Source organism: Lysinibacillus sp. FSL K6-4013 (assembly GCF_038630435.1).
In the GTDB taxonomy this organism is placed as follows: Bacteria; Bacillota; Bacilli; order Bacillales_A; family Planococcaceae; genus Lysinibacillus; species Lysinibacillus boronitolerans.
This window is the reverse complement of sequence record NZ_CP152031.1, coordinates 3,126,715-3,153,133: the sequence shown is the minus strand read 5'-3', so window position 1 is coordinate 3,153,133 and position 26,419 is coordinate 3,126,715. Positions and strand designations below refer to the sequence as shown.

General features: G+C 37.8%; 25 protein-coding genes. 19 read left to right on the top strand and 6 right to left on the bottom strand.

Going from position 1 to position 26,419, the window contains the following annotated elements; all coding sequences use genetic code 11:
• Nucleotides 1-229 precede the first annotated feature (229 nt).
• Together lepA and MHB39_RS15600 are read left to right on the top strand one after the other, a co-directional pair.
• A complete protein-coding gene (gene lepA, locus MHB39_RS15605; protein WP_004226914.1) occupies nt 230-2,056 on the top strand; it encodes a translation elongation factor 4 in 1,827 nt (608 codons plus the stop codon).
• Nucleotides 2,057-2,811: 755 nt separating this feature from the next.
• Nucleotides 2,812-3,051: a hypothetical protein gene (locus MHB39_RS15600; RefSeq protein WP_016992483.1), complete on the top strand. Its 240-nt coding sequence runs from the start codon at nt 2,812-2,814 to the stop codon at nt 3,049-3,051.
• Between the two features lie 489 nt (nt 3,052-3,540).
• Here MHB39_RS15600 and MHB39_RS15595 read toward each other — a convergent pair whose 3' ends face one another.
• From MHB39_RS15595 to MHB39_RS15585, 3 genes are all read right to left on the bottom strand, one after another.
• Nucleotides 3,541-3,675 (bottom strand): hypothetical protein, encoded by a 135-nt coding sequence (locus tag MHB39_RS15595; protein WP_016992482.1) that lies wholly within the window; start codon nt 3,673-3,675, stop codon nt 3,541-3,543.
• Between the two features lie 355 nt (nt 3,676-4,030).
• On the bottom strand, nt 4,031-4,579 hold the full coding sequence (locus tag MHB39_RS15590; RefSeq protein ID WP_339281019.1) for a GNAT family N-acetyltransferase: 549 nt from the start codon (nt 4,577-4,579) through the stop codon (nt 4,031-4,033).
• A 10-nt stretch (nt 4,580-4,589) separates the two neighbouring features.
• Nucleotides 4,590-4,928, bottom strand: coding sequence for a hypothetical protein (locus MHB39_RS15585; RefSeq protein WP_016992481.1), 339 nt, complete (start codon nt 4,926-4,928; stop codon nt 4,590-4,592).
• 149 nt (nt 4,929-5,077) lie between these two features.
• On the opposite strand from MHB39_RS15585, the gene MHB39_RS15580 reads away from it, so the two are divergent.
• The 7 genes from MHB39_RS15580 (at nt 5,078) to MHB39_RS15550 (ending at nt 10,262) form a co-directional block, all read left to right on the top strand.
• Nucleotides 5,078-5,830, top strand: a complete 753-nt coding sequence (locus MHB39_RS15580; protein ID WP_339280177.1) for an SMI1/KNR4 family protein — start codon at nt 5,078-5,080, stop codon at nt 5,828-5,830.
• A gap of 67 nt (nt 5,831-5,897) precedes the next feature.
• Complete coding sequence (locus MHB39_RS15575) at nt 5,898-6,236, top strand: cupin domain-containing protein (protein WP_016992478.1); 339 nt, start codon at nt 5,898-5,900, stop codon at nt 6,234-6,236.
• A gap of 86 nt (nt 6,237-6,322) precedes the next feature.
• A complete protein-coding gene (locus tag MHB39_RS15570; RefSeq protein WP_339280176.1) occupies nt 6,323-7,006 on the top strand; it encodes a VOC family protein in 684 nt (227 codons plus the stop codon).
• 69 nt (nt 7,007-7,075) lie between these two features.
• A complete protein-coding gene (locus tag MHB39_RS15565; protein ID WP_339280175.1) occupies nt 7,076-7,483 on the top strand; it encodes a GNAT family N-acetyltransferase in 408 nt (135 codons plus the stop codon).
• A 21-nt stretch (nt 7,484-7,504) separates the two neighbouring features.
• Nucleotides 7,505-8,494 carry a zinc-dependent alcohol dehydrogenase family protein gene (locus MHB39_RS15560; RefSeq protein ID WP_339280174.1) on the top strand — a complete coding sequence of 330 codons (990 nt, stop codon included), beginning with the start codon at nt 7,505-7,507 and terminating at the stop codon, nt 8,492-8,494.
• Between the two features lie 266 nt (nt 8,495-8,760).
• A complete protein-coding gene (locus MHB39_RS15555; RefSeq protein WP_339280173.1) occupies nt 8,761-9,783 on the top strand; it encodes a DUF1835 domain-containing protein in 1,023 nt (340 codons plus the stop codon).
• A 50-nt stretch (nt 9,784-9,833) separates the two neighbouring features.
• The gene (locus MHB39_RS15550) at nt 9,834-10,262 is read left to right on the top strand and encodes a GatB/YqeY domain-containing protein (protein ID WP_048392170.1); all 429 of its coding nucleotides are present in this window, start codon (nt 9,834-9,836) and stop codon (nt 10,260-10,262) included.
• Nucleotides 10,263-10,343: 81 nt separating this feature from the next.
• Here the strand turns inward: MHB39_RS15550 and MHB39_RS15545 are convergent, their stop codons facing one another.
• From MHB39_RS15545 to MHB39_RS15535, 3 genes are all read right to left on the bottom strand, one after another.
• Entirely contained in the window at nt 10,344-12,041 is a 1,698-nt protein-coding gene (locus MHB39_RS15545; protein ID WP_342544464.1) for a methyl-accepting chemotaxis protein, read from the bottom strand.
• Entirely contained in the window at nt 12,025-13,668 is a 1,644-nt protein-coding gene (locus MHB39_RS15540) for a pyridoxal-dependent decarboxylase (protein WP_036076283.1), read from the bottom strand. Before MHB39_RS15540 ends, MHB39_RS15545 begins: the two co-directional genes overlap by 17 nt.
• Nucleotides 13,669-14,017: 349 nt before the next feature.
• Entirely contained in the window at nt 14,018-14,722 is a 705-nt protein-coding gene (locus tag MHB39_RS15535) for a polysaccharide deacetylase family protein (RefSeq protein ID WP_342544461.1), read from the bottom strand.
• A gap of 146 nt (nt 14,723-14,868) precedes the next feature.
• Between MHB39_RS15535 and MHB39_RS15530 the strand changes: the two genes are divergently transcribed.
• The 10 genes from MHB39_RS15530 to MHB39_RS15485 all read left to right on the top strand — a co-directional run bounded on the left by MHB39_RS15530 (nt 14,869) and on the right by MHB39_RS15485 (nt 26,356).
• Entirely contained in the window at nt 14,869-16,068 is a 1,200-nt protein-coding gene (locus MHB39_RS15530) for an oligoribonuclease (RefSeq protein ID WP_342544458.1), read from the top strand.
• Nucleotides 16,069-16,170: 102 nt separating this feature from the next.
• Nucleotides 16,171-17,016 (top strand): DUF4179 domain-containing protein, encoded by an 846-nt coding sequence (locus MHB39_RS15525; protein ID WP_339280170.1) that lies wholly within the window; start codon nt 16,171-16,173, stop codon nt 17,014-17,016.
• An 88-nt stretch (nt 17,017-17,104) separates the two neighbouring features.
• Entirely contained in the window at nt 17,105-18,268 is a 1,164-nt protein-coding gene (chrA, locus tag MHB39_RS15520; RefSeq protein ID WP_339280169.1) for a chromate efflux transporter, read from the top strand.
• A gap of 173 nt (nt 18,269-18,441) precedes the next feature.
• Complete coding sequence (hemW, locus tag MHB39_RS15515; RefSeq protein ID WP_016992467.1) at nt 18,442-19,587, top strand: radical SAM family heme chaperone HemW; 1,146 nt, start codon at nt 18,442-18,444, stop codon at nt 19,585-19,587.
• Between the two features lie 89 nt (nt 19,588-19,676).
• Nucleotides 19,677-20,705 carry a heat-inducible transcriptional repressor HrcA gene (gene hrcA / locus MHB39_RS15510; RefSeq protein WP_016992466.1) on the top strand — a complete coding sequence of 343 codons (1,029 nt, stop codon included), beginning with the start codon at nt 19,677-19,679 and terminating at the stop codon, nt 20,703-20,705.
• A gap of 17 nt (nt 20,706-20,722) precedes the next feature.
• Nucleotides 20,723-21,295 carry a nucleotide exchange factor GrpE gene (gene grpE / locus MHB39_RS15505; protein WP_016992465.1) on the top strand — a complete coding sequence of 191 codons (573 nt, stop codon included), beginning with the start codon at nt 20,723-20,725 and terminating at the stop codon, nt 21,293-21,295.
• A gap of 75 nt (nt 21,296-21,370) precedes the next feature.
• Complete coding sequence (gene dnaK / locus MHB39_RS15500; protein WP_036076287.1) at nt 21,371-23,212, top strand: molecular chaperone DnaK; 1,842 nt, start codon at nt 21,371-21,373, stop codon at nt 23,210-23,212.
• Between the two features lie 236 nt (nt 23,213-23,448).
• The gene (gene dnaJ / locus MHB39_RS15495) at nt 23,449-24,567 is read left to right on the top strand and encodes a molecular chaperone DnaJ (protein ID WP_016995416.1); all 1,119 of its coding nucleotides are present in this window, start codon (nt 23,449-23,451) and stop codon (nt 24,565-24,567) included.
• A 21-nt stretch (nt 24,568-24,588) separates the two neighbouring features.
• A complete protein-coding gene (gene prmA, locus MHB39_RS15490; RefSeq protein WP_016995415.1) occupies nt 24,589-25,530 on the top strand; it encodes a 50S ribosomal protein L11 methyltransferase in 942 nt (313 codons plus the stop codon).
• A gap of 88 nt (nt 25,531-25,618) precedes the next feature.
• Nucleotides 25,619-26,356: a 16S rRNA (uracil(1498)-N(3))-methyltransferase gene (locus MHB39_RS15485; RefSeq protein WP_312127178.1), complete on the top strand. Its 738-nt coding sequence runs from the start codon at nt 25,619-25,621 to the stop codon at nt 26,354-26,356.
• Nucleotides 26,357-26,419 lie beyond the last annotated feature (63 nt).

The following is a 26,419-nucleotide window of genomic DNA, read 5'->3' as shown; positions in this document are numbered from 1 at the left end:
TTTTCTGCGTAGCTGACTTTTTCTATATCTTTGGAAGGGGAACTATTTGCACTAGCTATATTTATTCTATAGCTGATTTGTCTGCATTTATATACTTAATACTGTAAAATTTAAAAACGACATGAAACACTGAAAGTATTGATATTATAGGCTTTCAAGTCTAGTTGCTGTTGTACTTTGCGTTATGTTCATAGTATAATTCATTATAGTTTAATTAGGAGTGGAAAAGATGAACCGAGAAGCACGTTTAAAACGACAAGAGAATATACGAAATTTCTCTATTATTGCACATATTGACCATGGGAAATCAACGCTTGCTGACCGTATTTTAGAGCAAACAAAATCTTTAACTTCCCGTGAGATGAAGGCACAGCTCCTCGACTCAATGGATTTAGAGCGTGAGCGAGGCATTACAATTAAGTTAAATGCAGTTCAATTAAAGTACGAAGCAAAAGACGGCGAAGTGTATACATTTCATTTAATCGACACACCAGGACACGTCGATTTCACATATGAAGTATCACGTAGTTTAGCTGCTTGTGAGGGTGCCATTTTAGTTGTGGACGCAGCACAAGGTATTGAAGCACAAACACTAGCAAATGTTTACTTAGCACTAGACAATGATTTAGAAATTTTACCTGTAATCAATAAAATTGATTTACCTGCAGCTGACCCTGAACGTGTACGTCAAGAAGTAGAAGATGTTATTGGATTAGATGCCTCTGAAGCAGTATTAGCTTCTGCGAAAGCAGGTATTGGTATCGAGGATATTCTAGAGCAAATCGTAGAGAAGGTACCAGCGCCAACTGGTGATCCAGATGCACCACTACAAGCTTTAATTTTTGACTCTGTTTACGATGCCTATAAAGGTGTTATCATTTCGATTCGTGTCATCAATGGTACTGTTAAGCCTGGCGATAAAATTCGCATGATGGCAACAGGTGCGGAATTCGAGGTTATTGAAGTTGGGGTACATACACCAAAAGTTGTGCCACAGGCTGAATTAACAGTGGGTGATGTAGGTTACTTAACCGCATCTATCAAAAATGTAGGTGACACACGGGTAGGGGATACTGTAACCTATGCAAATCGTCCTGCAGCTGAGCCATTAGCTGGTTATCGTCGCTTAAACCCAATGGTATACTGCGGTTTGTATCCAATCGATACAGCCAAATACAATGATTTACGTGAAGCGTTAGAAAAGCTAGAGTTAAATGATTCTGCTCTACAATATGAGCCAGAGACATCGCAAGCACTTGGTTTCGGTTTCCGCTGTGGATTCTTAGGATTACTACATATGGAAATTATTCAGGAGCGTATTGAGCGTGAATTTAATATCGACTTAATTACAACAGCACCTTCCGTAATTTACAATGTTCATATGACAGATGGTACTGAGCTTAAAGTCGATAATCCATCCTTTATGCCAGATCCGCAAAAAATTGATCGTGTCGAGGAACCATATGTGAAAGCAACAATCATGGTACCAAATGATTATGTGGGAGCGGTTATGGAACTTTGTCAAATGAAGCGTGGTAATTTCATGACGATGGATTATATTGATACATCGCGTGTAAGTATTATATATGAAATGCCATTATCAGAAATTGTCTATGATTTCTTTGACTATTTAAAATCAAATACAAAGGGCTATGCATCATTCGACTATGAGCTTATTGGTTACCAGCCATCTAAGTTAGTGAAAATGGATATTTTACTAAATGGTGAGCAAGTCGATGCACTAAGCTTTATCGTACACCGTGACTTTGCCTACGATCGAGGCAAAATCATCGTAGAAAAATTAAAAGAATTAATCCCACGCCAACAATTTGAAGTACCAATTCAAGCAGCAGTTGGACAAAAAATCGTGGCGCGTTCAACAATTAAAGCCATCCGTAAAAACGTATTAGCGAAATGTTACGGTGGAGATATTTCTCGTAAACGAAAACTTCTTGATAAACAAAAAGAAGGTAAAAAACGTATGAAACAAGTAGGCTCAGTTGAAGTCCCTCAAGAGGCATTCATGGCTGTGCTGAAGATGGATGATTCGAAGTAATATCGATATAACAGGGTTTATAGGGGTTTAAGCAAATAGTTTTGTAGCAGTTGAGTGGAGATTGCCACCGATTTGCGACTGCATTGAAATTGTGCCAGCAATTTATAAATCTTTAGCGATGGAATCAAAAATATCGGAAGTATCTATCTTCTGTGATAAACGGACATAGCAGTTTTCAGTAATAGCTGATCTGCTGTGTCCTAATCTTTTTTGAATAGTTTTTATTGTTTCCATTATCATGTATGTCGTAAAGAATGGTACACAACGTAGTAATTAGTAATAATAATGCCCAGTTACTCGTTTTTATTAAGTACCAGGGCATTTTTTGTTTTGGCTACCATCAACTGCTTTCTTTTCAGATAATTTACAGTGAATCTTTTCAAAGGTCTCGAATCGCCTGCTTTTAATTAAGCTATCTTTCCTTACTCTTTTTCTTTTTCAATCTTTCTGAATAATAAATAAACTGTTGAAATTATAATATAAAGTATAACAAAATTTAGAAGCACACTATTTTCATTTTTACTGGCTATGTATACGTATAACCCTACTACCACTGCTAAAATTAATGATTTGCATATTGAATTCATATTACTTCCACCTTTTCTTAATACTAGAAATAATTTTATAGTCTTTCATATAATTTTATATTAATATCCCTTTTTAATTGCAATCTCCCTAATTTTTAAAAAAATGAATTATTTGCAAATGCAATTATTCATCCAGATTATTTCTATTACTATGTAGGAGTTTATGACATGACTATTAAATGGCACAGAGAAGAAATACTTTTCGATACTCTATATGAAGCCGATACTTGGGCAGATTCAATAGCAAATGAAATATACGGAAGAATTTATAACGGATATGATACTCCAGATTACAAAATAGCATATTCGCTTGCTTTTAGATTAGCTTCTATGAAAGAGTGTAGGATTTATACAGAAAGTAGTATTGAAGGTAGATATAAAGTTTGGGTCATTTTTGAAATTGAATAGTAAAGACCAAGTGCTCATTTAAAACTGAGTAGCTGGTTTTTGGTAATTCGAGGTTCTTCATTTTCAATTATATAAAAGTAATGGTGTAGAAACTAACGAAGCAACAGTATGTCCTGAGTTTCTCTCACTCTCTCTTACATTACATGGAGCTTTATGGTATATAGGCACCCACTACTTCAAACGTTAGTTTGGCATCAACTATAATATATTTTATATCTATTTCTTTATTAGGCTGGAACGAAGGGATGTGTACTATTTGGATAACTGTTTCTACCTTAGCTTGCAGCTTATCGCAATTAGGTATGGTCACAGTTAAGTAGAGTTATCAATGCTTAAACGTTTCTATGATAAATTTATTAAATAATAGAACTGTAAGCATGAGTACCTGAGGATTAAAATATTTAGATTAATATTGAGTATAGCCGTCAACTATAAAAGGAATCACTGTTTATACTAATTCCTTTTATAGTTGACCATTCTGTTTGAACCTTATTGAAACAATAGGAAAAACTTTGCTAATAAAAAAATGGGGACTCCTACAATTATTACGCCTGCAAAGAAATAACAAAACAACATAAAAACATCGAAAACCGCACCGGCTAAATCATCAATGAATTTTAACATTTCATTTCCCTCCAAACATAATAAGTATTAGCATTTTTAATCTCTTTATTGCTTATCAATCATCATTGATTCAACGTCTTTTTTAGAGTCTTAATCCACTTAATCGAGAGTCACGTAAATTTTTATTAGAATGATTTTCATCAGATGGTAACGCTTGAAAGCTAAGTGTGTCAACTTTAATGAAGTCACACTGAGTATTCATTGTAATTTGTCATACCCTAACCACGAAGCTTGTGTGTAATTCCTAATAACGACCCTGTAAATCTTTTGGGAAAGTGTTTTATATTGTATGCAAAAAGCATGTTATTGTCTAAAGATTTGTTTTTACATGTGTATTCTGATAGAGCATTTACTTCTAAAATCCAAAGGGTAATGCGCGTTTCCATATCATATGATGATTATTTGCTCCCCAATAGTTTTCAAGTACAAAATCTGGCTGGCCAAATTTTTTCTGCCAGATGACTTGTGCTTGTTTATACCCACTATCTAAACAAAAAGCAGGAACCCTTCGATTTTCTAACGTCATTAGCATTTTCTGTAGTAGCATGGTGCCAATACCGCGATTTTGGTAATCTGGATGAACAAATACGGTACCGATTTCTGGACAATCGAATAGATTTTCTTTAATCGTCTGTTGAATGATTTCGTTGGCTTCACCATATTCGATAGTGCCTATTATTTCATTTGTTTCTTCGTTCAAAGCTAACCAGAAAAATCTTTTTTCGCCCTGGCTCTCTAAGTCCATTGCTACGTACTGTTTTTTCGTTTCCCATTCATGCTGTTGATCGTCCACTAGCTCGGCAATCCCTTCCTTTGCATAAGTATCCTGAATGACAAGATAAAAGAATTGGTGTAACGCCTGGATGTCCGATTGTTCTGGACGTCTAATAAGTAATTTCATGATTGCTTGCTCCTTATGATGAACGTCTTCTATTTTTTAATAAAGATTGAGCTCGTCCCACTTCAACATTTAGTAAATCACCCATTTCTAGCTGTAGTGCGGTCGATCGATCAAGTGCCAGCTGTAACCAATGATCGGAGGCATCATATTTTTCAGCATGCCATAGCATCTCTCCATAACAAATCGCAGCACGAATAAATGTGATATGGTCATTCACCAGCTTTGCTAAATGGATGGCTTGTTTGAGACATTCTTCCGCCTGTGATACCTTGCCATAATCTAAATACCGAAGTGCTTTCAAAAATTCCGTGTTGGCTTGCTGTATTGTCTGTTCATTCAAATGTTGTGACATGACAAATCGCTCCCATCCGTTATTTTTGTTCAATTATGCCTACTACAGGTCTATTTTAATGATTATATCATGTTCCCCTAAATTGGTTAATGATGGGATATGATAAAATACTAAGAAAAACACTTGATAACGAAAAGGAGAGAATTCCATTGAAAGATTTAGAGGAGAAACTCGATGCAGTATTAGAGCAAATGCGTGATTATATCGAAGGGATTCACGAGCAGGGGTCGGCCTATCCAATGTTTTTTTATCATCAACCTGAAGAGGATATTAGCCATTTTGTGGATAGTGGGTGGTTATTGCCAGCGGAGTATGTCTATTTTTTGAGACATTATGTCGTTGAAAGGGTTACATGGGATACAGGTGATTATATTAATCTAAAGATCTATGGAGCAAGGGATTTAATACGTGGACAGGAGGGCTATAATTATAATCCAGTGACAGATGAGATGATTGAGGATTGGCCACAGAATTATTTAGTTATCGCAACAGATGAAGGTGATCCCTATTGTCTGGATTTATCAAGAGGAGATACAGCTATTTTTACTGCTCCTCATGGGACAGGCAGTTGGCATTTTACAATGGCTTACGACAATCTAATTATGTTCCTGGAAAGTGTACTAATTCCATCTAGTTGTGAGGATATGTTGCCTGTAGACATTCCTGTAGCGTACTATGAACTAACGATTACTGGGGAAGGAAAAGAGAAACTAAAGACATTATTGTTGCTAAAAAAAATTCTATCTTATGATTATTCGCAAGCAAGAGAGGCTTTAGAGCAACCCCCACTAGTGATTTATAGGGGAGTTGAAGCGGGTGCCTTAAAGTTAGAGGCCGAGTTACAGCATATCCGTGCAGATTACCAAAAAAGGAAAATTAGCTTAGCTGAATTTATTGGATGAGGGAAATTAACAAGAATCATGGACATTCCTCCTCTCAAATATATTTCACAAGAAAGGAAGAGTATGGATGAAAATTAACAAAGCATTAGCACCACACTATCAATGGGGAGCACAGTGTGATGGCTGGCATCTTGTACAAAATACGGACCTTAGTGTTATACATGAACGTATGCCTGCTCAAACAGCTGAGGTAAATCATTACCACCATCATGCACAGCAGTTTTTCTTTATTCTTTCAGGCACAGCTACAATAGAACTGAATGATCAAAGAATTGAGTTAAAGCAACATGAGGGAATAGAAATTCCTCCAAATTTACCACATCAAATGCGAAACGATTCACAAGAAGATGTAGAATTCCTCGTGATATCACAGCCAAATAGCAAGGGAGACCGAGAGCTACTTTAACTGCACTAAAGTAAACTTCATTCTTTCGCATGAAGCCATTCTTATCAGCTACTTGTATAGTAGGGAGTGTAAAGGGGTGCTTAAAGATGAAGATTACGAAGGTCAAATTATATGTTCACGATGTGCAAAAAATGCAGCAATTTTATGTTGTTCTGTTAGGCTTTGCTTTGTTAGAAAGAACTGCTGACCATTTTACAATAGCCATGGGGGAAAGCAGGATGACATTTGAGAAGCTTTCTTCTAAGATCCCAAAGCAATATCATTTTGCATTAAATATTCCTAGTAACCTATTTCAACAGGCAAAGATTTGGGCAAAGGAGCATGTAGGCTTGCTGGATTCAGAGGGGCAGGATGACGTCTATTTTGAATTTTTAAAAGCTTACTCATGTTATTTCTACGATCCTGAAGGCAATATAGTGGAGTTTATTGCCAGACAAGAAATAAATCCAAAACATGCTGACGTTAATTTTTCTGTAGAGCAAGTGTTACATATTGGGGAAATCAATTTAACGTCAGATAACATTCAAACAATTGCTGAAAAGTTAACGAAATTTACTATAAAACCTATGGCAAACAAGGAAATCCAACTAGATGGTCTTAATTTTCTAGGAAACTATGAAGACGGGGCCAATATACTATTAGGGCCGAGTGAACGTCTTTGGTATTTTTCTGATAAAAAAGCGGTAATCAGCCCGATTTGTATTGAAATAGACGAAGCGTTACAATTAAATATGGATGAAAAAGGTCAACTAACCCTTATCCAACTCTAGCATCATAAACTTATTATTGATTAAATATTTATTGTTTTGTATATTTATTCAATATAAGGAGTCTGTTAGATGTATATAATCAAAGAAACAAATCCGACGATAGACTCGTATAAAGCATTGCACCAAACAACTGGCTGGAATGCAAAAGGGCAGTATACGTATGAACAATTATACAAGGCTATTTGTAATAGCTGGTTCAGTACATCTATATATGATGAAGGCAATCTAATTGGCTATGGACGTATTATCTCTGATGGTATCTATCAAACATTTATCTGTGATGTGATGGTGCACCCTGATTATCAACGAAAAGGAGTTGGCACAATGGTGATGGATGCTCTTTTAGAGCAATGTCAGAAGGAAAATATAAAATGGGTTCAATTATTTTGTGCTAAAGGTAAACAAACTTTCTATCAGAAGCTTGGATTTAAGGAACGTGAAATAGATGCTCCTGGTATGATGTTGTTTTATACGTAATGAATAAAGGAGCTAGAATCGTTGAAAGCAAAATGCCTGAAAATTTATGAATTTGGAAATCCGCAAGAGGTTGTAAGGCTAGAGAATAAAACCATCGCGCCTCCTCAAGGTCAAGAAATTCTTGTTCGCATGCTAGCCAGACCGATCAATCCTTCAGATTTAATACCAATATGGGGGAAATATGCTCATAGAATCACTTTACCAACTATACCTGGCTATGAGGGTGTAGGAATTATTGAAGAGGTTGGACCGCTTGTTTCACCAAGGCTTATTGGCCAGCGCGTATTACCTTTACGGGGAGAGGGAACTTGGCAGGAAATAGTGAAAACGCAAGCAGATTTTGCAGTGACTATTCCTGACACAATGGATGATTTTACAGCCGCACAAATGTATATTAATCCAATCACAGCTTTCGTAACATGCTCAGAGGTACTTAATTTACAATCAAACGATGTCTTATTAGTAAATGCCTGTGGTTCTGCCATTGGACATCTCTATGCTCAACTTGCGAAATTGCTAGGCTATCAGCTTATTGCAGTGACACGAAGTAATCAGCATACTGAAGAATTACTGCAACTTGGGGCAGCTTTTGTCATTGATACCTCTCAAATGCCACTTTACGAAACCGTTATGGCATTAACAAATGGTAAGGGAGCAGATGCAGCAATTGATTCGATTGGCGGAGAGGCCGGCAATCAGCTTGCCTTCTGCGTAAAGCCCGAGGGTATTTTTTTAGCTATTGGTCTTTTATCGGGTATTCAGGTAAATTGGACAAACATTGTGAAGGAAGCAAAGGTGCAAGCGAGGATCTTTCATTTACGTCATTGGCAACGTCAGACGTCAATTGAAAAATGGCAACAAACGATGCAACAACTTATACACCTTGTACAGGATGGCTCCTTAAAAATGATGAATGTACATGCTCGTTTTCCATTATTGGATATCCATAAGGCAATCGATGCTGTTGAGGGAACTAAAAAAGGAAAAGTATTTTTAACGAATGTTGATTAAATAACATACTACCGTCGTAGTTGAGCTACTACGTGTAGTATGTTTTTTTATAGGGACATGAGTGTTTTTAGCTCTGGAGAAAATAGTTCATACATTGTCCTGCCCCAAAAAGTGAGCAAGTCGCTCAAAAGAAGTGAGCCTCCGCCCAGATTAAAGAATTCACTAGCAATAGTAGTAACATATCTTTAAAACTAACTAAATTAGTAATTTGAGGTAATAAAGAGGTATGATAAGGTTAGGTGTTTTTAAATAAAGGAGTACAGATGATGGAGAAGATCAACCAACTAAAACAGTCAATACAACGATTGAGTGAAGCTGATGCGAAGTCGATGCTTCTTTTAACTTTAATAAATGAACAGTCAAGAGATAGCATGTTAGAGTTTTTATTACAGCAAGCTGAGGAGCGGGATTCTTCAACGGTACAAACGGTGCATATTGTATTCGGTCATTCACCTGGGGGGAGCTTGAAAGCAGCCTTTCGTAATCCTGACTATGCTAAGTCCGAGGAGATTATTGTTGTGCCAGGTAATTTTTCTGTTGGTCCTTTGAAAGATGTACATACAAGGGACGGAATTGAAGCTCGTTTTCAATGGTTGGAACAGCGCTATCTAATAGAAGATGATGGATTGATCATATGTGAGCGGGAGATGAAGGAAGCCATAGAGAAAATTAAAAATATCCCCCCTCATAAGGATATACTGATTTGGACTTGTCAAAATGCTCATGAGCAAATAGGGCTTCGACTCGTTTTGGCGATGCTCGAACAGAAAACAAATGATATCTATGTATTAGATACTTTTCAGTTATTTCATGAGTTATATACTTTACCACAGTTAGCAGAGGATCATTATCCAAGATCGACTGGAGAGGTCAACACAGAGGATTTACTTTACTTTTATGAACATTTCCAAAGATGGCCATTAAAAGAAGCATTGAGGCACTCCCTATGCAAAGAAGGGCTAAATCTGTTAATGGATGATTACGATTGCATACATACATGGAAATATCATGAACTTTGGGGAAATAATAATGAGGATAGAGAGGATGACTTGATCATTACCTGTGCTAAACGTTTACAGGAAGAACAAGAGGAAATTCATTACGAAGTTGCAGCTAGGTTAATTGGAGAGGTACTGGGGCATATGGAGGAATTGAGAGAGGCTGAATGGATTGACTATCGTCTGCGTCAATTAATTCAGCAAGGCATTTTTTCTTATGAAGGTGAGTTAAAGGGAATATTACACTATAAAGTAAAGTTAGCAGATGCAACGAACTATAATCCTTCATGATTTTTATGATATAATTTTTTTGATATAGACGGTTAGAAGGAGTGAGATCATTGTTAAAAACAGAAGTATTTGAACAATTAAAAACGGCAATGAGAGAAAAAGATACGTTAGCGAAGGGTGTATTATCTCTTTTAAAGTCAGCATTAGATTCAGCTGAAAAAGAAAAGGGAGAGGCTTTAACAGCTGACGAAGAAATAGCTATTATTAATCGAGAGGTCAAACAAACAAATCAGGCTTTAGAAGGTGCACAAACGGCTGGGCGAGCAGACCTGATTGAAAAAGAGGAAGCCAAATTGACACTTTTGAGATCCTTTTTACCAAAGCAATTATCAGAAGAAGAAATTGCAGAGAAATTAGTGGCAGCGGGTGTTGGAAAAGGAATGAACATGGGAGAAGCCATGAAAATTGCAAAACCATTGCTGACAGGTCAGGCTGAAGGTGCCGTTATTTCAAAAGTTGTGAAAAATATTATTGCCTAAACTTTTACCATTTTGGTAGGAGAGTTTTTATGGAAAGAAGAATCCGCTATGCCGAAAATGTGCATAGCGGATTTGTTATTTTTATAACTGGAATTTTTGAATGATATTGCGGAGCTGTTGAGCCATTTCAGCTAAGTTATTTGAGGAAGCTGTTATTTCTTCGATACTTGCAGATTGCTCCTCAGAGGCAGCAGCTACGTTTTGAATATTGCCTGAAGCTTGAACAGCTACGACCCCCACTTGTTCAACAGAACTAGCAATACTGCTAACACCTTCATTGATATTGGACATCACGTTATTGACATGGTCCATTTCTCTCGTCAGTGCAGTGACTTGGGTATAAATTTCTGCAAATGCCTCTCCGGATGCATTGAATGTTGTTGAGCTTTCGGCAAGATTACTGCTACTGATAGCCATTGATTTGACGGCTTGTGCAGATTCTTCTTTAATCGTTTCAATGCGTGTACGAATACTGTTAGTTGCCTCTAAAGATTGATCGGCTAATTTACGGACTTCCTCCGCTACAACTGCAAAGCCTTTACCGTGTTCGCCTGCACGCGCTGCCTCAATCGAAGCATTTAATGCAAGTAAATTCGTTTGATCTGTAATTTGGGTAATCAGTGTCACAATATCCCCAATTTCATTTGTGTATGTGCTTAAACGTTCTACTACAGCTGCTGACTCTTGAATAGCCTGAGATGTTACGGCCATTTTTTCAGTAGCATCTTGGATCGTTGTGTTGCCCTTTTCTGATATAGCAGATGCTTGGAATGCCTTATCTGTAACATCGGTTACACTTGTCACTACCTCTGACATTTTGCTAGAGATGGTTGTAATATGACTATCCACTTCTTCAATCGAAGAGGTTTGCTTTTCTGAACCCGCTGCCACCTCTTGCATAGAAGAGGTTATTTGCTGAATGGATGCACTTGTCTGTTCAGAGCTTGCTGTTAGTTCCTCCGACATGGCGGCCACTTGTTCAGCATTTTGTGCGATTTGTGTGATTAACGAACGCAAATCTTCCGTCATGTTTTCAATGCCTGATGAAAGCTGTGCAATTTCATTGGAACCTTTTATTTGAAGAGGTTCGACAGCCAAATCTCCCTGTGCAACTTGACCAACATAACGCGTCATTTTTTTGATTGGCTTCGTAATGCCCACACTAATAAAGTAAGCAACGATTATACCAAAAATTACAAAGACGATCGTTAAAATAATACAAATCCAAAGTGTTTCCGTTTGTAGCTTAGAAATGAAGGAAGCATCCATATCTAAACCGAAAATAATATCTGTATCTTTAAATGGGATAAAAATGGATTTATGGATACCATACTCATCCTTGTAAATATCACTTGTTTGTGTGTTACCAGTAGCTACGGCTTCATGCATTTCTTCACTAAATACATAATCTTGCTGATGATTGTCGGTATTACTTAGAGCGACGATATGCTCCTTACCGTTTGCTTTAGAAAGGACATAGGCATTTTCAACATCATATTTTTTAACCGTTGTATTCAATTGATCTAAAAGCTTTTTGTATTTGTCAGGGCTACCATTATCCGCTGCCTTTACATCATTTTTCTCAATATCTTCAAAAATCGTGGTCGATGTAATCTCTAAAGTAGATTCAAATTGTTTAATAACAAAATTGTCAATAATACGGTAAGAAACGGCAAATAACACAATACTAAAGAGCAAGGAAATAATCGCTATTGGAATGGTGAAACTGGCAATATATTTGTAGAGTAAAGAACTCTTAAATTTAGTGACGATACGCAATGTGTGACGCCTCCAGTACTTTAAGCTTTTGCTGTAAGAAATGAATCATAGTAGAGATATGTTCTGTCTCCGTATAAGGTGAAATAGAGAAAAACTTTGCCGCTGCAACGGGTACTTGTTGTGTTGTATCACTTGTACTAACCGTGCAAACACGCGTTGTGTCACCAAAGAACACTTCGTCTCGACCTTCTCCAATAATTTCAAAGAATGAAGCATTGATACCGTTTATGTGTTCTATTTGGTCTTGTGTATAGTGACCAGCTTGTTCAGCTTGCCAATTCATGCCATCTGGATATAAACGAAACGCTGTGACTGGTCCGATATTGGATTCATTAACCACCTGTAGCATTGGCGTTTTCGCAGCTAATTGAGCACGGAATGCTAAATTCACACGTACATAATTAGCTAATAGTTGTTGATAGCCTTCCTTACCAAATGCCTGCAATGCAGCAAAAATAGCAATGGAGCTACCCATTCGAGAACATTCTAATGTATAGCCAGTATGATAGGAGCCATAACCACGGTTGCCTACATATGGCGTATCAAAATCCTCAATATCTAGTAGCTGTAAACTTTTACCTTCCTTAATTAAGAATAGACTAGTTAAATAAGGTGTTTGACCAAGCTTTTGGAAGTCAAAGCAAAGGCTATCCGCAATGGCTAGATGTTGCATACGTTCATGGATTTGTGCTAATCCTTGTAAAACCTCCTCCTCGAATTGGAGTGGATTTTTATTAAAATCATAATCATTGAAGAAGGCATAAAAACCACCTAAAGCCGAATCAGCATGAATATGTACTGGTTGTAAGTTGTATTTCTTCTCAAGCGTTGTTGTGACTTCTTTGATGGCTTGGACATCATCAATACCAAATTGATCGGTAGCACCTGTTGTCGCGACTACATAGACAGGAATGCCACCGTTTTCGATGACTTCTGTCATACGTGCACGTAAGTCTTCCACATCCATCGAATGATCTTTGCCCGCTTTAACACGCACTAAATGTTTACTGCCGATCCCCACTGCTTCTACTGATTTTAAAAGACTGTAATGGGCATTCTCTGAAGCAAAGCAATATAAATTAGTAGGGACACCATCTTCTTTTGCTTGAGGGAATTGTTTTGCAATGGCAAGACGAAGTCCACTGAAAACGGCACCTTGTCCACCCCACGTTGTATAGCCAAAGCTTTTTGTATAATCATAGCCTACTAATTTAGACATCATGGCTACTACTTTAACCTCACACTCAGCGGCAGCAGGACCATAAACATCCCATAAATTATTGCCATTCAATAGGGCGTTGGTAAACTGTCCTAACACTCCAGGAATACTTGCCATTGGTAAAACATTCGTAACAAAGTTACGTGTATGATAAGGATGTCCTTGCATTAAATGCGTCAATTCTTTTACAACTTGATCGAGTCCAATCCCAGTTGTTGGCACTTGATGCTCTTGCATTAGCTCTTGATAAAAATTAGCAGATCGCTCTTTTATTGGGCCAAGAGTTGTCTTGTTTGGATTCTTTAATTCATCTAATGAGGAAACAATTTTCTCTAATAGGGATAAAAAATTCTCTCTTTGTTGGATATTTCCATCCTCGCTTTGGAATAATTGTTGGATATTTTGCATATTCATCATCCTTTATAGTTCATATTTCCTCTATTTTTACCTTAATAAAAATAGGACATTATACTAAAGGTATAATAGCATATTTTAGCAGAGATGGTGATTATATTTTACTGAAAAAATATTTATAGACATTTCTGAAAAATTAAACATCTAATGGCATTATATAACTGTGATGTTTTAATTAAGGAGTGCAGGGGTTTATGCGATGTAGGAAGCAATAATTAGAGGAGTGTGGGGAATTATATAAATTATAATGATGATACTATTAATAAACTGATGCTTTTTAACTATCCTTATCCTATTGTAGGAATCTGCACAAAAGGGAGTGCAGATTCTTAGCGGGCATGTATTATTCGGAATATTTGAGCAGTTCATCTACCGTGACAAAGGTATAGCCCTCATCCGTAAGGGACTGAAGAATTCCTTCGATTGCCTGTAGTTCATTGTCAGTTTGATCATACATAGGATGCATTAAAATGATGGAGCCTGGTTGAATATTTTCTTTTACATAATTGATTTTATCCGCTGCCTTTGTAAAGAAGGTATCAGGCTCTAAATTCCATGTGATGGTCTTACGTTGATGTTTATTTAAGTAATAGGGAAAGCCGATTAGCTTTTTACCATATGGTGGTCTTACAGCAGGTTTTTCTTGATCCCCGATATTGGCAATAAGGGCATCGGTTTTTTCTATTTCATTTTTAATAAAGGAAGGGCTTTTTAATACCATACGTTGGTGAGAATACGTATGATTACCAATTTGATGTCCGGCTACCACTATTTTTTTAGCCTCTTCAGGATGTTGTTCGATGTCCTGACCAATGAGAAAAAATGTGGCTTTTACTTGGTAGTCATCCAGTAACGATAGGATAGCGCCAGTATTATCAGTTGGTCCGTCATCAAATGTCAATGCCACGACCTTTTCCTGCGTTTCAACCCGAGAGGTAATAGAACCAAACAATTGATAGTCACGTGCATTCATTAATTTATAGGCTGAAAATGCGAATGCAAGAATAAAGAAAAGTCCGATGCCGATATAAGATAGTTTCCTTTTCATTCACTGTCTCCTCTCTTTTTCACCATAAAAGATGTATGGTGTTAATGTATGTTATCTCGAATACAATATCAATGGTGTTACGTTTTGAACGTCAATTATCTGTTTGAATACCAAAAAAATAACCATACTACAGTGGAGGTGAGAATATGTATAAATTATTATCACATAACGATTTAGACGGAGTTGGGTGTGGGATATTAGCCAAGCTTGCTTTTAACGATAAAGTGAAGGTACGCTACAACTCCATTACGGCACTTGATCGTGAAATCGAATTCTTTTTGGAAAACGACCAACAGAAAACATTTTTGTTTATTACGGACCTTTCTCCGAATAAAGAGAATGAAGAAAAGCTTCATGATTATTATCTGGCGACGGGTAATGTGCAATTGCTAGATCATCATAAGACAGCACTCCATTTCAATCAATATGAATGGGGAAAGGTGTTAATTGAGGATGAGCAAGGCGCTTTAACGTCAGCTACATCTCTGTTCTTTCAATACCTAATGACCCATGGACTATTAGAAAAAACAGCCGCCATTTCAGAATTTGTAGAGTTAGTAAGACAATACGATACATGGGAATGGGAAAAGAATGGAAATTTCCAAGCGCAAAGATTAAATGCACTGTTTTTTCTAGTGTCAATTGAAGAGTTTGAAGAGAAAATGCTTGAGCGTTTAAAAACAAGCGATCATTTTGACTTCGATGAATTCGAAAAGAAAATTTTAAGCATGGAAGAAGAAAAAACAGAGCGTTACATTCGGCGTAAGAAACGTGAGCTTATTCAAACAAATTTGGGCGATTTCTATGCTGGGGTTGTCTATGCAGAATCCTATCTTTCTGAGCTTGGCAATGAATTGGGAAAGGAAAATACGCATCTTGATTATATTGCGATGATCAATATGGGCAGTAAAAAAATATCCTTTCGAACAATCCATGATCATATTGATGTGTCAGCTATTGCCGCCAAATATGGTGGAGGTGGTCATCAAAAGGCTGCTGGCTGCTCATTAACGCTGGATGCATACAAGCAGTTTGTAGTGGACACCTTCCATATAGAGCCTATTCCAGAAGATGCAAAAAGAAATCGTTATAACGTAAAGGGGTCTACGTTTGGGACTTTCTATAAAAACCAGCAAGATGAAATGTTTATGCTCTATTCAAACGATAAAGTTGACTGGATAATTGAAAAAAATAACACGCCACTAACACAAACTTTTGCAAGCTTTAATGAAGCGGAATGGTTTTTAAAGCGAAACAATCAAGTGTGGCTAGTCAGAGATGATCTCTTTGTGGACTATTTAATGCGTGAAGTCAATAAAGTTCGTCATCTACATAAAGGGATGTAATATCCTTTTATACATAATGAATCTTCAACATAGAAGGTTATATAATGCATGATTGAGCACTACAATAAATCATAATGATTTTTATAAAAATGAGGTGTACGGTTGTCCAATGATATGATTCGAGTTGTGGATTTGGATAAGGAAAATCGGAGAAGTAAGAAATGGTTTATTGTTGTAATCCTTTTATTAATGATTGCTAGTGGATCGATGCTGTATTTGTGGTGGGATCAGGATGTGAATTTTGAAGCCTATAAAACGGATGTAGGAAAAACAGCTAGCAATAGCTTAGGGCGGTTAACATTAAATGAAGTGATTATAGATGACAATCAAATTTTATTGAATGCAACTTTCGAGCCTGGAAAAGAGTTTAAGCCAGGCCATCAAGTATTTTTCTTTCCGCAAATTCTCGTTAATGGTCAAGATTATATGGTTCGTAATGGAGGACAGTCCATAGCGAAGTCTGCCAACGTTTATACGATATACAATAGCATTAAAATGGATGATTTTCCGTCAGATGAACAATTAGAATTAGATATTCGTTATAAAGATTGGAATGTGGAAACACCAATTGATAAGCCATGGGAATTTCAGGTAGATGCTTCACAAGAGCAATTACAACAAGACCGTGAAACCTTTTCCGTTAATAAAAAAGTGAAGCATGTTGATCAGCAAGAAATAACCATTGACAAAATTGTCTCCACCCCTATTTCGACAACGATTTATTTTCATGCTGAACAAAGTGTGGTCAATGATGCGTTGCACTTCAAAATCCAATCAAAATCAGGACAATCATGGAGCTTTGCAACACCCTATCCATTAAATAAAGAGGGTACAAGGTGGGGGAGCCGTGTAGATGCACTATACCTAACAGAAAGAAATTATACATTAATTCCAATCAATAGTGAGGGCAGTAAAGTAGATTCTGCAATTAAAATAAAGAAAGATTAATAGTGAAGGAAATTTTACAAACTCTTAATCTAAAAAAAATAGCTTTCCGTGTAAGATGAAATAAAAGATATGGAAAGTAGTTGAGAGTTTGAAAAGGCTTTGGGAGATTTTTTTTGTTGCTTTAAAATTGGGCTGTACCTCGTTCGGAGGCCCAACAGCTCATCTAGGTTATTTTCAACAGGAATATGTACAGAAGCGTAAATGGCTTTCTGCACATGATTATGGTCAACTTGTTATGTTAAGTCAATTTTTGCCTGGACCTGCATCCAGTCAGGTAGGGATGGGGATTGGTTTACTTAGAGGTGGAGTTTTAGGAAGCTTTCTATCATTTCTTGGTTTTACATTACCATCTGTGCTGATACTTATTCTTTTTGCCTATTTCTCCATGTTTACAGAGCTGAAGATGGATTGGATTCATGGTTTGAAGTTAGTAGCAATAGCGATTATCGCCCATGCTATTTGGGACATGAGCAAAAAATTACTGTCAACAAAATGGCATTGGTTGATTGCTTTCTTGGCATTGATAACAGTATTGATGTGGATACATCCACTTGCACAAATTGCAGCAATATTAATAGCTGCTTGCTTTGGCTTTCAACTACTAAAAAAAACCGACGAGGGCAATACCTCAAAATTAGTATATATACCGATTTCAAAAACTACTGGCATTGTTTTACTAGCGCTCTTTTTCATGCTACTCCTAGGTTTACCTATATTAAGCGCTTTATGGCATCATGAGTGGTTTTCATTGATGGAGAAATTTTATCTTGCAGGTGCCTTAGTATTCGGTGGTGGTCACGTTGTCTTACCTTTACTGGAAACACAATTTGTTCAAAGTGGTCAAATAAGTACCTCAGATTTTCTAGCTGGCTATGGTATGACACAGGCAGTTCCGGGTCCTTTATTTACATTTGCTGCATATATCGGTATGGTCATTGCTGGCGTTCCAGGGGCTATTATTGCTACTTTCGCAATCTTTCTACCAGCATTTTTGCTAGTAGTTGGGGCGCTACCATTTTGGATTAGCCTAAGTCGTATTGCCCGTCTGAGAGGTGCGATGGCAGGCGCAAATGCGGCGGTCATTGGTATTCTAGCCGCTGCTTTTATTCATCCAATTGTGACACAAACCATCCTCAGCGTGTTAGATATTTTCATAGTGGCTATCTTTTTATGGTGTTTAATTCGATGGAAAATACAGCCTTATTTATTGGTGCTGTTAGGAATTGCTGTGGGCGTCATTTTTTATACATGAAAAAAATCTGCACTTTCGATTGTTAGATTCTTACTAATAATCGGAGGTGCAGTTTGTTTTGTAATTACAGAATCAATATTAATGAAAAGGACCAATGGGTTTCATAGCGTTCCATCTAAGGATTCGTTATAATGTAGAAATGGAAAAGACTTAACGCGAAAGAAGGGATTGCTATGGCACGAGGTGTTTACATTCATATTCCTTTCTGTCATCAAATCTGTAATTACTGTGATTTCAATAAATTTTATTTTAAAAATCAACCAGTGGATGAATATATAGAAGCGCTTGGAAAAGAAATGGCCCTGACAACAGAAAAACATCCTGAAAAATTCCGTAACATCGAGACGATTTTTCTTGGTGGCGGAACACCGACAGCTTTATCACCTGAGCAATTGGACAAACTACTAACGTATATTCATACGTATATTCCAATGAAGAGTGTGACAGAATTTACATCAGAGGCAAATCCTGATGAATTGTCTGCTGCGAAATTGCAGGTATTGTTTGACGGTGGTGTTAATCGTTTAAGCATGGGGGTTCAATCTTTTGACCAAGGATTGCTACAGAAGATTGGACGCACGCATAGTAATGATCATGTCTATGAAACAATCGCCTTGGCTAGAAAAATTGGCTTCTATAATATCAGCATTGATTTAATGTATGGTTTGCCTGGGCAAACGATGGCTCAATGGAAGGATTCATTAGCCAAAGCTTTTACTCTTGATTTGCCACATTTCTCTGCTTATTCTCTTATTGTGGAACCGAAAACGATTTTTTATAATCAGTACGCAAAAGGGAAACTGTATTTACCGACAGAAGATCTAGAAGCGGATATGTATGATGTGCTGATGCAACAAATGGCTTTACAGGGGCTTCAACAATACGAAATTAGTAATTTTGCAAAGCCTGGGTATCATTCAGAGCATAATAAGATTTATTGGGATAATGATGAGTATGCGGGGTTTGGCGCAGGTGCTCATGGGTATTTAGCAGGTATACGCTATTCCAATCATGGTCCATTAAAAAAGTATATGGAAGCTGTTGAGGCAAATGAGCTACCAATTGTCCACGCACATGAAGTAACCCAGGTGGAAAAAAGAGAAGAACAAATGTTTTTAGGGTTAAGAAAAACAGAGGGCGTTATGCACTCTATATATGAAGAGAAATTTAAAACATCTATGTCTGCCCATTATGATGTGGTAATAAAAGATCTTGTGTCAAAGGGGCTTTTAGAACTGGATGAGCTTGGTGTACGCCTGACAAGAAAAGGACGTTTTGTGGGCAATGAAGTATTTCAACAATTTTTGCTAGAAGATTGAGCGATATCGTTGACATAAAATGTGGGATTTGATAACTTAATAATAGTATTAGCACTCCTCTTAGTTGAGTGCTAACAGAGGTGATAATCATGCTAACAAATCGGCAGTTACAGATATTGCAAGTCATTGTAGACGACTTTATTGTGTCTGCTCAGCCGGTAGGTTCTCGCCAAATCTCCAAAAAACAAGGGATTACATTTAGTCCAGCCACTATTCGAAACGAAATGGCGGATTTAGAGGAATTAGGCTTTTTAGAAAAAACGCATACCTCCTCTGGTCGAGTGCCTTCGGAAAAGGGTTACAGATTTTATGTAGATCATTTGTTGAGTCCTCAGGGTATTAATTCCAAGGACATTCAACAAATTCAATCAATTTTTAATGATCGACTAGTAGAAGTAGAGCATATTATCCGAAAGTCAGCCAACATTTTATCAGAGCTGACATCGTATACTTCCATACTTTTAGGACCTGATGTCCAAAGGCATCGTGTTAAACGATTTTCAATTGTCCCCCTTTCTAGCGACACAGCAGTAGCGATTATCGTGACGAATAATGGGCATGTAGAAAATCGCATGTTCAATCTACCGCCTGACTTTACCGCTTCTGATTTAGAGAAAATGGTGAATATCTTAAATGAGCGTCTTATTGGTGTTTCATTAGAAGATCTCCATAAAAGCCTTGAAGCTGAAGTGCTAGCAGTGTTACAGCAACATGTTCGATCAGCGGATGATTTTATTCATGCACTTGTCACAGCAACAATGCATAATTCAGAAAGTAAAATATTCTATGGTGGGAAAACGAATATGTTCAACCAACCAGAATTCCATGACTTAAATAAAGTCAGGATGATTTTGGACTTAATGGAGACGACTAGCCAAGTGCAGTCACTTTTCCATCCAAACGAATCAGGTATTCATATTCGGATAGGCTCAGAAAATAAACAGCTAGAAATGGAAAATTGCAGTGTCATTACCACTACCTATTCCATTGGTGATGATCAACAGGGAGCCATTGCTATTATTGGTCCTACACGCATGGATTATAAACGTGTTGTGGCTTTATTAGACATAATGCGCTTGGATTTAACACAAGCCTTTATGAAGAATCGTAGTGAATGATAATGAGGAGGATTCAAGTGACGGAAACAACGGAAAACAAAGATTTAGTTCAAGAAGATGTACAAGCTGAAACGGCAACTGAGGAAGTAGAGCAAACAGAGGTTCAGGAAGAAGTAGAGTTAACAATTGAAGAACAGTATGAGGCTAAGCTGGCTGAACTACAGGCAAAGCTAGCTGACGAAGAAAATCGTCACCTACGTTTACGTGCCGACTTCGATAATATGCGCCGTCGTAATCAGTTAGACCGTGAGGCAGCTGAAAAGTACCGCGCACAAAGCTTACTATCTGATTTATTACCAGTCCTTGATAATTTTGAGCGTGCTTTACAAGTAGAGACAACTTCTGAAGAGACTGCATCGATTATTAAAGGAATTGAAATGGTGTATCGCTCTTTAATTGAAGCAACAGAAAAAGAAGGTCTGCAAGTGATTAAAGCTGAAGGTGAGCAATTTGATCCAACGATTCACCAAGCTGTTATGCAAGAACAAGATAGTGAAAAAGAAACGGGTATTGTCTTACGCGAGCTACAAAAAGGGTATATCTTAAAGGATCGTGTATTACGCCCAACAATGGTATCTGTGAACGAATAGTCTTTGCGCTATTTAGTCAATTAAAATTAGTTAGAAAACGCATCCCTTGCGTTGACATAATAGGAGGAAATTTTAATGAGCAAAATTATTGGTATTGACTTAGGAACAACAAACTCTTGCGTTTCTGTACTTGAAGGTGGAGAACCAAAAGTAATTCCAAACCCAGAAGGAAACCGTACAACACCATCTGTTGTTGCCTTTAAAAATGGTGAACGTCAAGTTGGTGAAGTGGCGAAACGTCAATCAGTAACAAATCCTAACACAATCATTTCTATTAAATCAAAAATGGGTACGGCTGAAAAAGTAACAATAGAAGATAAAGACTACACACCACAAGAAGTATCTGCGATGATTCTTCAATACTTAAAAGGCTATGCTGAAGACTACCTAGGAGAAAAAGTGACAAAAGCAGTTATTACAGTTCCTGCTTACTTTAACGATGCACAGCGTCAAGCAACAAAAGATGCTGGTAAAATCGCAGGTCTAGAAGTAGAGCGTATCATCAACGAACCAACTGCTGCAGCTCTTGCTTATGGATTAGATAAACAAGATCAAGATCAAAAAGTATTAGTATTTGACCTTGGAGGCGGTACGTTTGACGTGTCGATCCTTGAGTTAGGTGACGGTGTCTTTGAAGTACTAGCTACAGCTGGTGATAACAAACTAGGTGGAGATGATTTCGATGACGCAGTTATCGAATATCTTGTAGCTGAATTCAAAAAAGAAAATGGCATTGACTTATCAAAAGATAAAATGGCAATGCAACGTTTAAAAGATGCAGCTGAAAAAGCGAAAAAAGATTTATCTGGTGTAACATCAACTCAAATCTCTTTACCATTTATTACAGCTGGCGAAGCAGGACCATTGCACTTAGAAATTTCTTTAACTCGTGCGAAATTTGACGAAATTACTTTACCATTAGTAAATCGTACAGTAGGTCCAGTACGTCAAGCATTATCTGATGCAGGTCTTTCTACTTCTGAAATTGACCAAGTTATTTTAGTTGGTGGTTCAACACGTATTCCAGCGGTACAAGAAGCGGTACGTAAAGAAACGGGGAAAGAGCCTCACCGTGGTGTAAACCCTGACGAAGTTGTTGCAATGGGTGCAGCAGTACAAGGTGGCGTATTAACAGGTGATGTGAAAGATGTTGTATTACTTGACGTAACACCTCTTTCACTTGGTATTGAAACAATGGGTGGCGTGTTCACAAAATTAATCGACCGTAACACGACTATTCCTACTTCAAAATCTCAAGTTTTCTCTACAGCAGCTGATAACCAACCAGCAGTAGATATTCATGTTCTACAAGGTGAGCGTTCAATGGCAGCTGACAATAAAACATTAGGTCGCTTCCAATTAGCGGATATTCCACCAGCACCACGTGGTGTACCTCAAATCGAAGTAACATTCGATATTGATAAAAACGGTATCGTATCTGTAAAAGCAAAAGATCTTGGTACGAACAAAGAGCAAACAATTGTAATTCAATCTGATTCTGGTTTATCAGAGGAAGAAATTGAACGCATGGTAAAAGACGCTGAAGCTAATGCTGAAGCAGATGCTAAACGTAAAGAAGAAGCAGATCTTCGTAACGAAGCAGACCAATTAGTATTCCAAGTGGATAAAACAATTGCTGACCTAGGTGAGCAAATTACAGAAGATGAGAAAAAGTCAGTTGAAGATGCTCGTGATGAATTGAAAAAAGCGCTTGAAGCTGGTGAATTAGAAGGTATTAAAGCAGCTAAAGAAAAATTAGAAGGCGTATTACAGCCACTAGTGATGAAAGTTTATGAACAAGCGGCAGCAGCTGCTCAAGCAGCTCAAGGTGGCGATGCAGGTGCAGACACTGGCGCTGGTAAAAAAGATGACGGTGTTGTAGACGCTGAATTCGAAGAAGTAAAAGACGATAAATAAGAAGTAGCACAGTTAAGTGATAAAGCCAAAGACCGCTTGCGGCTTTGGCTTTTGTCATGATGTGAGGTCACTTCACGTAAATGGCACCATTTATGGGTTAGTTGCATACGTTAGCTGCTAGGAAGTGAGTATCTTCAATCTTATGGAACTTATAGAACCTTTAATCTAAAAAAAGAGGCAGTTTTTTCAACTGCATGTTACAATAGATTTTATGCAAACAGAGCGGAGTGTGAATCATGGAGAAACGCGATTATTACGAGGTGCTTGGTTTAACAAAATCGGCTACAAAAGACGAGATTAAAAAAGCATACCGTAAATTATCAAAACAATATCACCCTGATCTTAATAAAGAGCCGGGTGCAGATGAAAAATTCAAAGAAATCGCTGAAGCATATGAAGTATTAAGTGACGACCAGAAAAAAGCACGCTACGACCAATTTGGTCATGAGGATCCGAATGCTGGTTTTGGTGGTGGCTTTGGAGGAGGCGGCTTTGGCGGCTTCGAGGATATTTTCAGTTCATTCTTTGGCGGTGGTGGTCGCCGTCAAGACCCAAATGCTCCACGTAAAGGGGATGATCTGCAATATCGTATGAACATCCAATTTGAGGAAGCTATTTTTGGGAAAGAAACAGAAATAGAAATCCCAAAAGATGAAACGTGTGAAACATGTCACGGTTCAGGAGCAAAGCCAGGAACGCAACCTGAAACATGTTCAACATGTAAAGGTGCTGGACAAATCAATCAAGCAGTGGATACACCATTTGGTCGTATGATGAATCGTCGTACATGCTCAACATGTCATGGAACAGGTAAAATCATTAAAGAAAAATGTACGACTTGTCGTGGGGAAGGAAAAGTCCAAAAACGTAAGAAAATTAAAGTGACGATTCCAGCAGGTGTGGATGATGGACAACAAATTCGTGTATCTGGTCAAGGTGAGCCAGGTATAAACGGTGGGCCTGCAGGGGATTTATATATTATGTTCCGCGTTCAAGGCCACAAGGATTTCGAACGAGATGGAGACGATATTTACTTCGAGTTGAAATTAACATTCCCTCAAGCTGCACTTGGGGATGAAATTGAAGTACCGACAGTTCATGGGAAAGTAAAATTACGTATTCCAGCTGGAACACAGTCAGGTGCTCAATTCCGTCTAAAAGATAAAGGTGTGAAAAATGTTCATGGTTATGGTATGGGTAATCAGTATGTGACAGTAAAAGTTATGACACCAGAAAAATTAACGGAAAGACAAAAACAATTACTACGAGAATTTGCCGAAATTAGTGGCGATATCCCTGAAGAACAAGGTAGTTCACTATTCGATAAAATTAAGAAAAAATTCCAAGGTGAATAATTAGAGGAGCTGAAGAGCTACGTGAAGTGGTCAGAATTATCCATTCATACAAAAAATGATGCGGTAGAAGCAATTTCGAATATTTTGCATGAAGCAGGTGCAAGTGGTGTTGTCATCGAAGATTCTGCAGAGTTTGCGAAGCCACGTGAAGATCAATATGGTGAAATTTATGCGCTAAATGAAGATGATTTTCCGAAAGATGGCGTGATTATTAAAGCTTATTTATCGGAGTCTAGTTTTTTAAATGAAACAGTCGAAGAAATTAAAGCAGCTATCACAAATTTAACGAACTTTAACATTGATATCGGCGAGAATGTGGTATCCATTGTGGAAGTCAATGAAGAAGATTGGGCAACTGCCTGGAAGCAATACTACCATCCTGTTAAGATTTCTGAACGCTTTACTATCGTACCGACATGGGAGGAATACACACCTGTTTCAACAGATGAGCTAATTATCGAATTAGATCCTGGTATGGCATTTGGTACAGGTACCCACCCGACGACGGTGATGTGTTTACAAGGACTTGAAAAGGTCATTAAAGAAGGGGATACAGTTGTTGATATTGGTACAGGATCAGGTGTATTGTCTATTGGTGCAGCATTACTTGGTGCCAAAAGTGTGCATGCGCTCGATTTAGATGAGGTTGCTGTACGTTCAGCGCGAGAAAATGTAGCATTAAATAAAGTGGAAGATAAGGTGGCAGTATTCCATGGTAATTTATTGGATACTGTAAAAGAGCCAGCAGATGTGGTAGTCGCTAATATTTTGGCTGAAATCATCATGTCCTTCACAGATGACGCGTATACAATTGTAAAACCAGGTGGATTATATGTCACTTCGGGCATCATCGGTGCAAAACGTGATGATGTTAAAGTAGCACTAGAAGCTTCAGGTTTTGTGATCGAAGAAGTATTATTAATGGAAGATTGGGTAGCCATTATTGCCCGTCGTCCACTATAACATGACTGAGGAAGCGCCAAATCGTGAGCCGTGTGCCTGTTGCTTGTGATTTGGCGTTTTCCTTTCTTGCTAGAAAGGACTGTGTGGCATGCAACGTTATTTTATTGAGACAGCTATAGAAAATGCACGTATTAATGGAGAAGATGCACGGCATATTGAACGAGTGATGCGTATGAAGCAAGGCGACAAAATTGTAGTTGTTGCACAAAACACTGCGCATATATGTACAATTGAAGGGTTTGAAGGGGATGAGGTCGTCATTGAAGCGACAGGTCAAACAATCCCCTCTCCAGAGTTACCCATTCAAGTAACAGTAGCCTGTGGTTTACCGAAGGGTGATAAGCTGGAGCTTATTACCCAAAAAGCCACAGAGCTGGGGATGTTTGCTTTATTACCCTTTGAAGCTGAACGCTCCATTGTAAAATGGGACAAGAAAAAAGGGGCAAAAAAGCAAGAAAGATTACAGAAAATTGCTAAGGAAGCTGCGGAACAAGCTCACCGCACACATATTCCAACAGTTTTTGAACCCATATCATTTAAACAGCTAGTACAACAAATAGATCATTTCGATGCCGTTTTTATTGCTGATGAAGAGGATGCAAAAGCAAAAAAGCGCACAAGGTTTGCGGAGAAGCTAAAAAACGTGTATGATAAGAAGTCGAAATCAATGCTTATTATCTTTGGTCCTGAGGGGGGCATTTCTCGTCAAGAGTCAGAAGCGCTATTACAAGCAGGCGCTCAGACGATGTCATTAGGACCGAGAATTTTACGAGCAGAAACAGCGCCATTATACGCACTGTCTGCCATATCGTATGAATTTGAATAACAGCTATGTATAATTTACTATCAACATAACCTAGAAAAACCACATAATATTTGAACTGCCCCG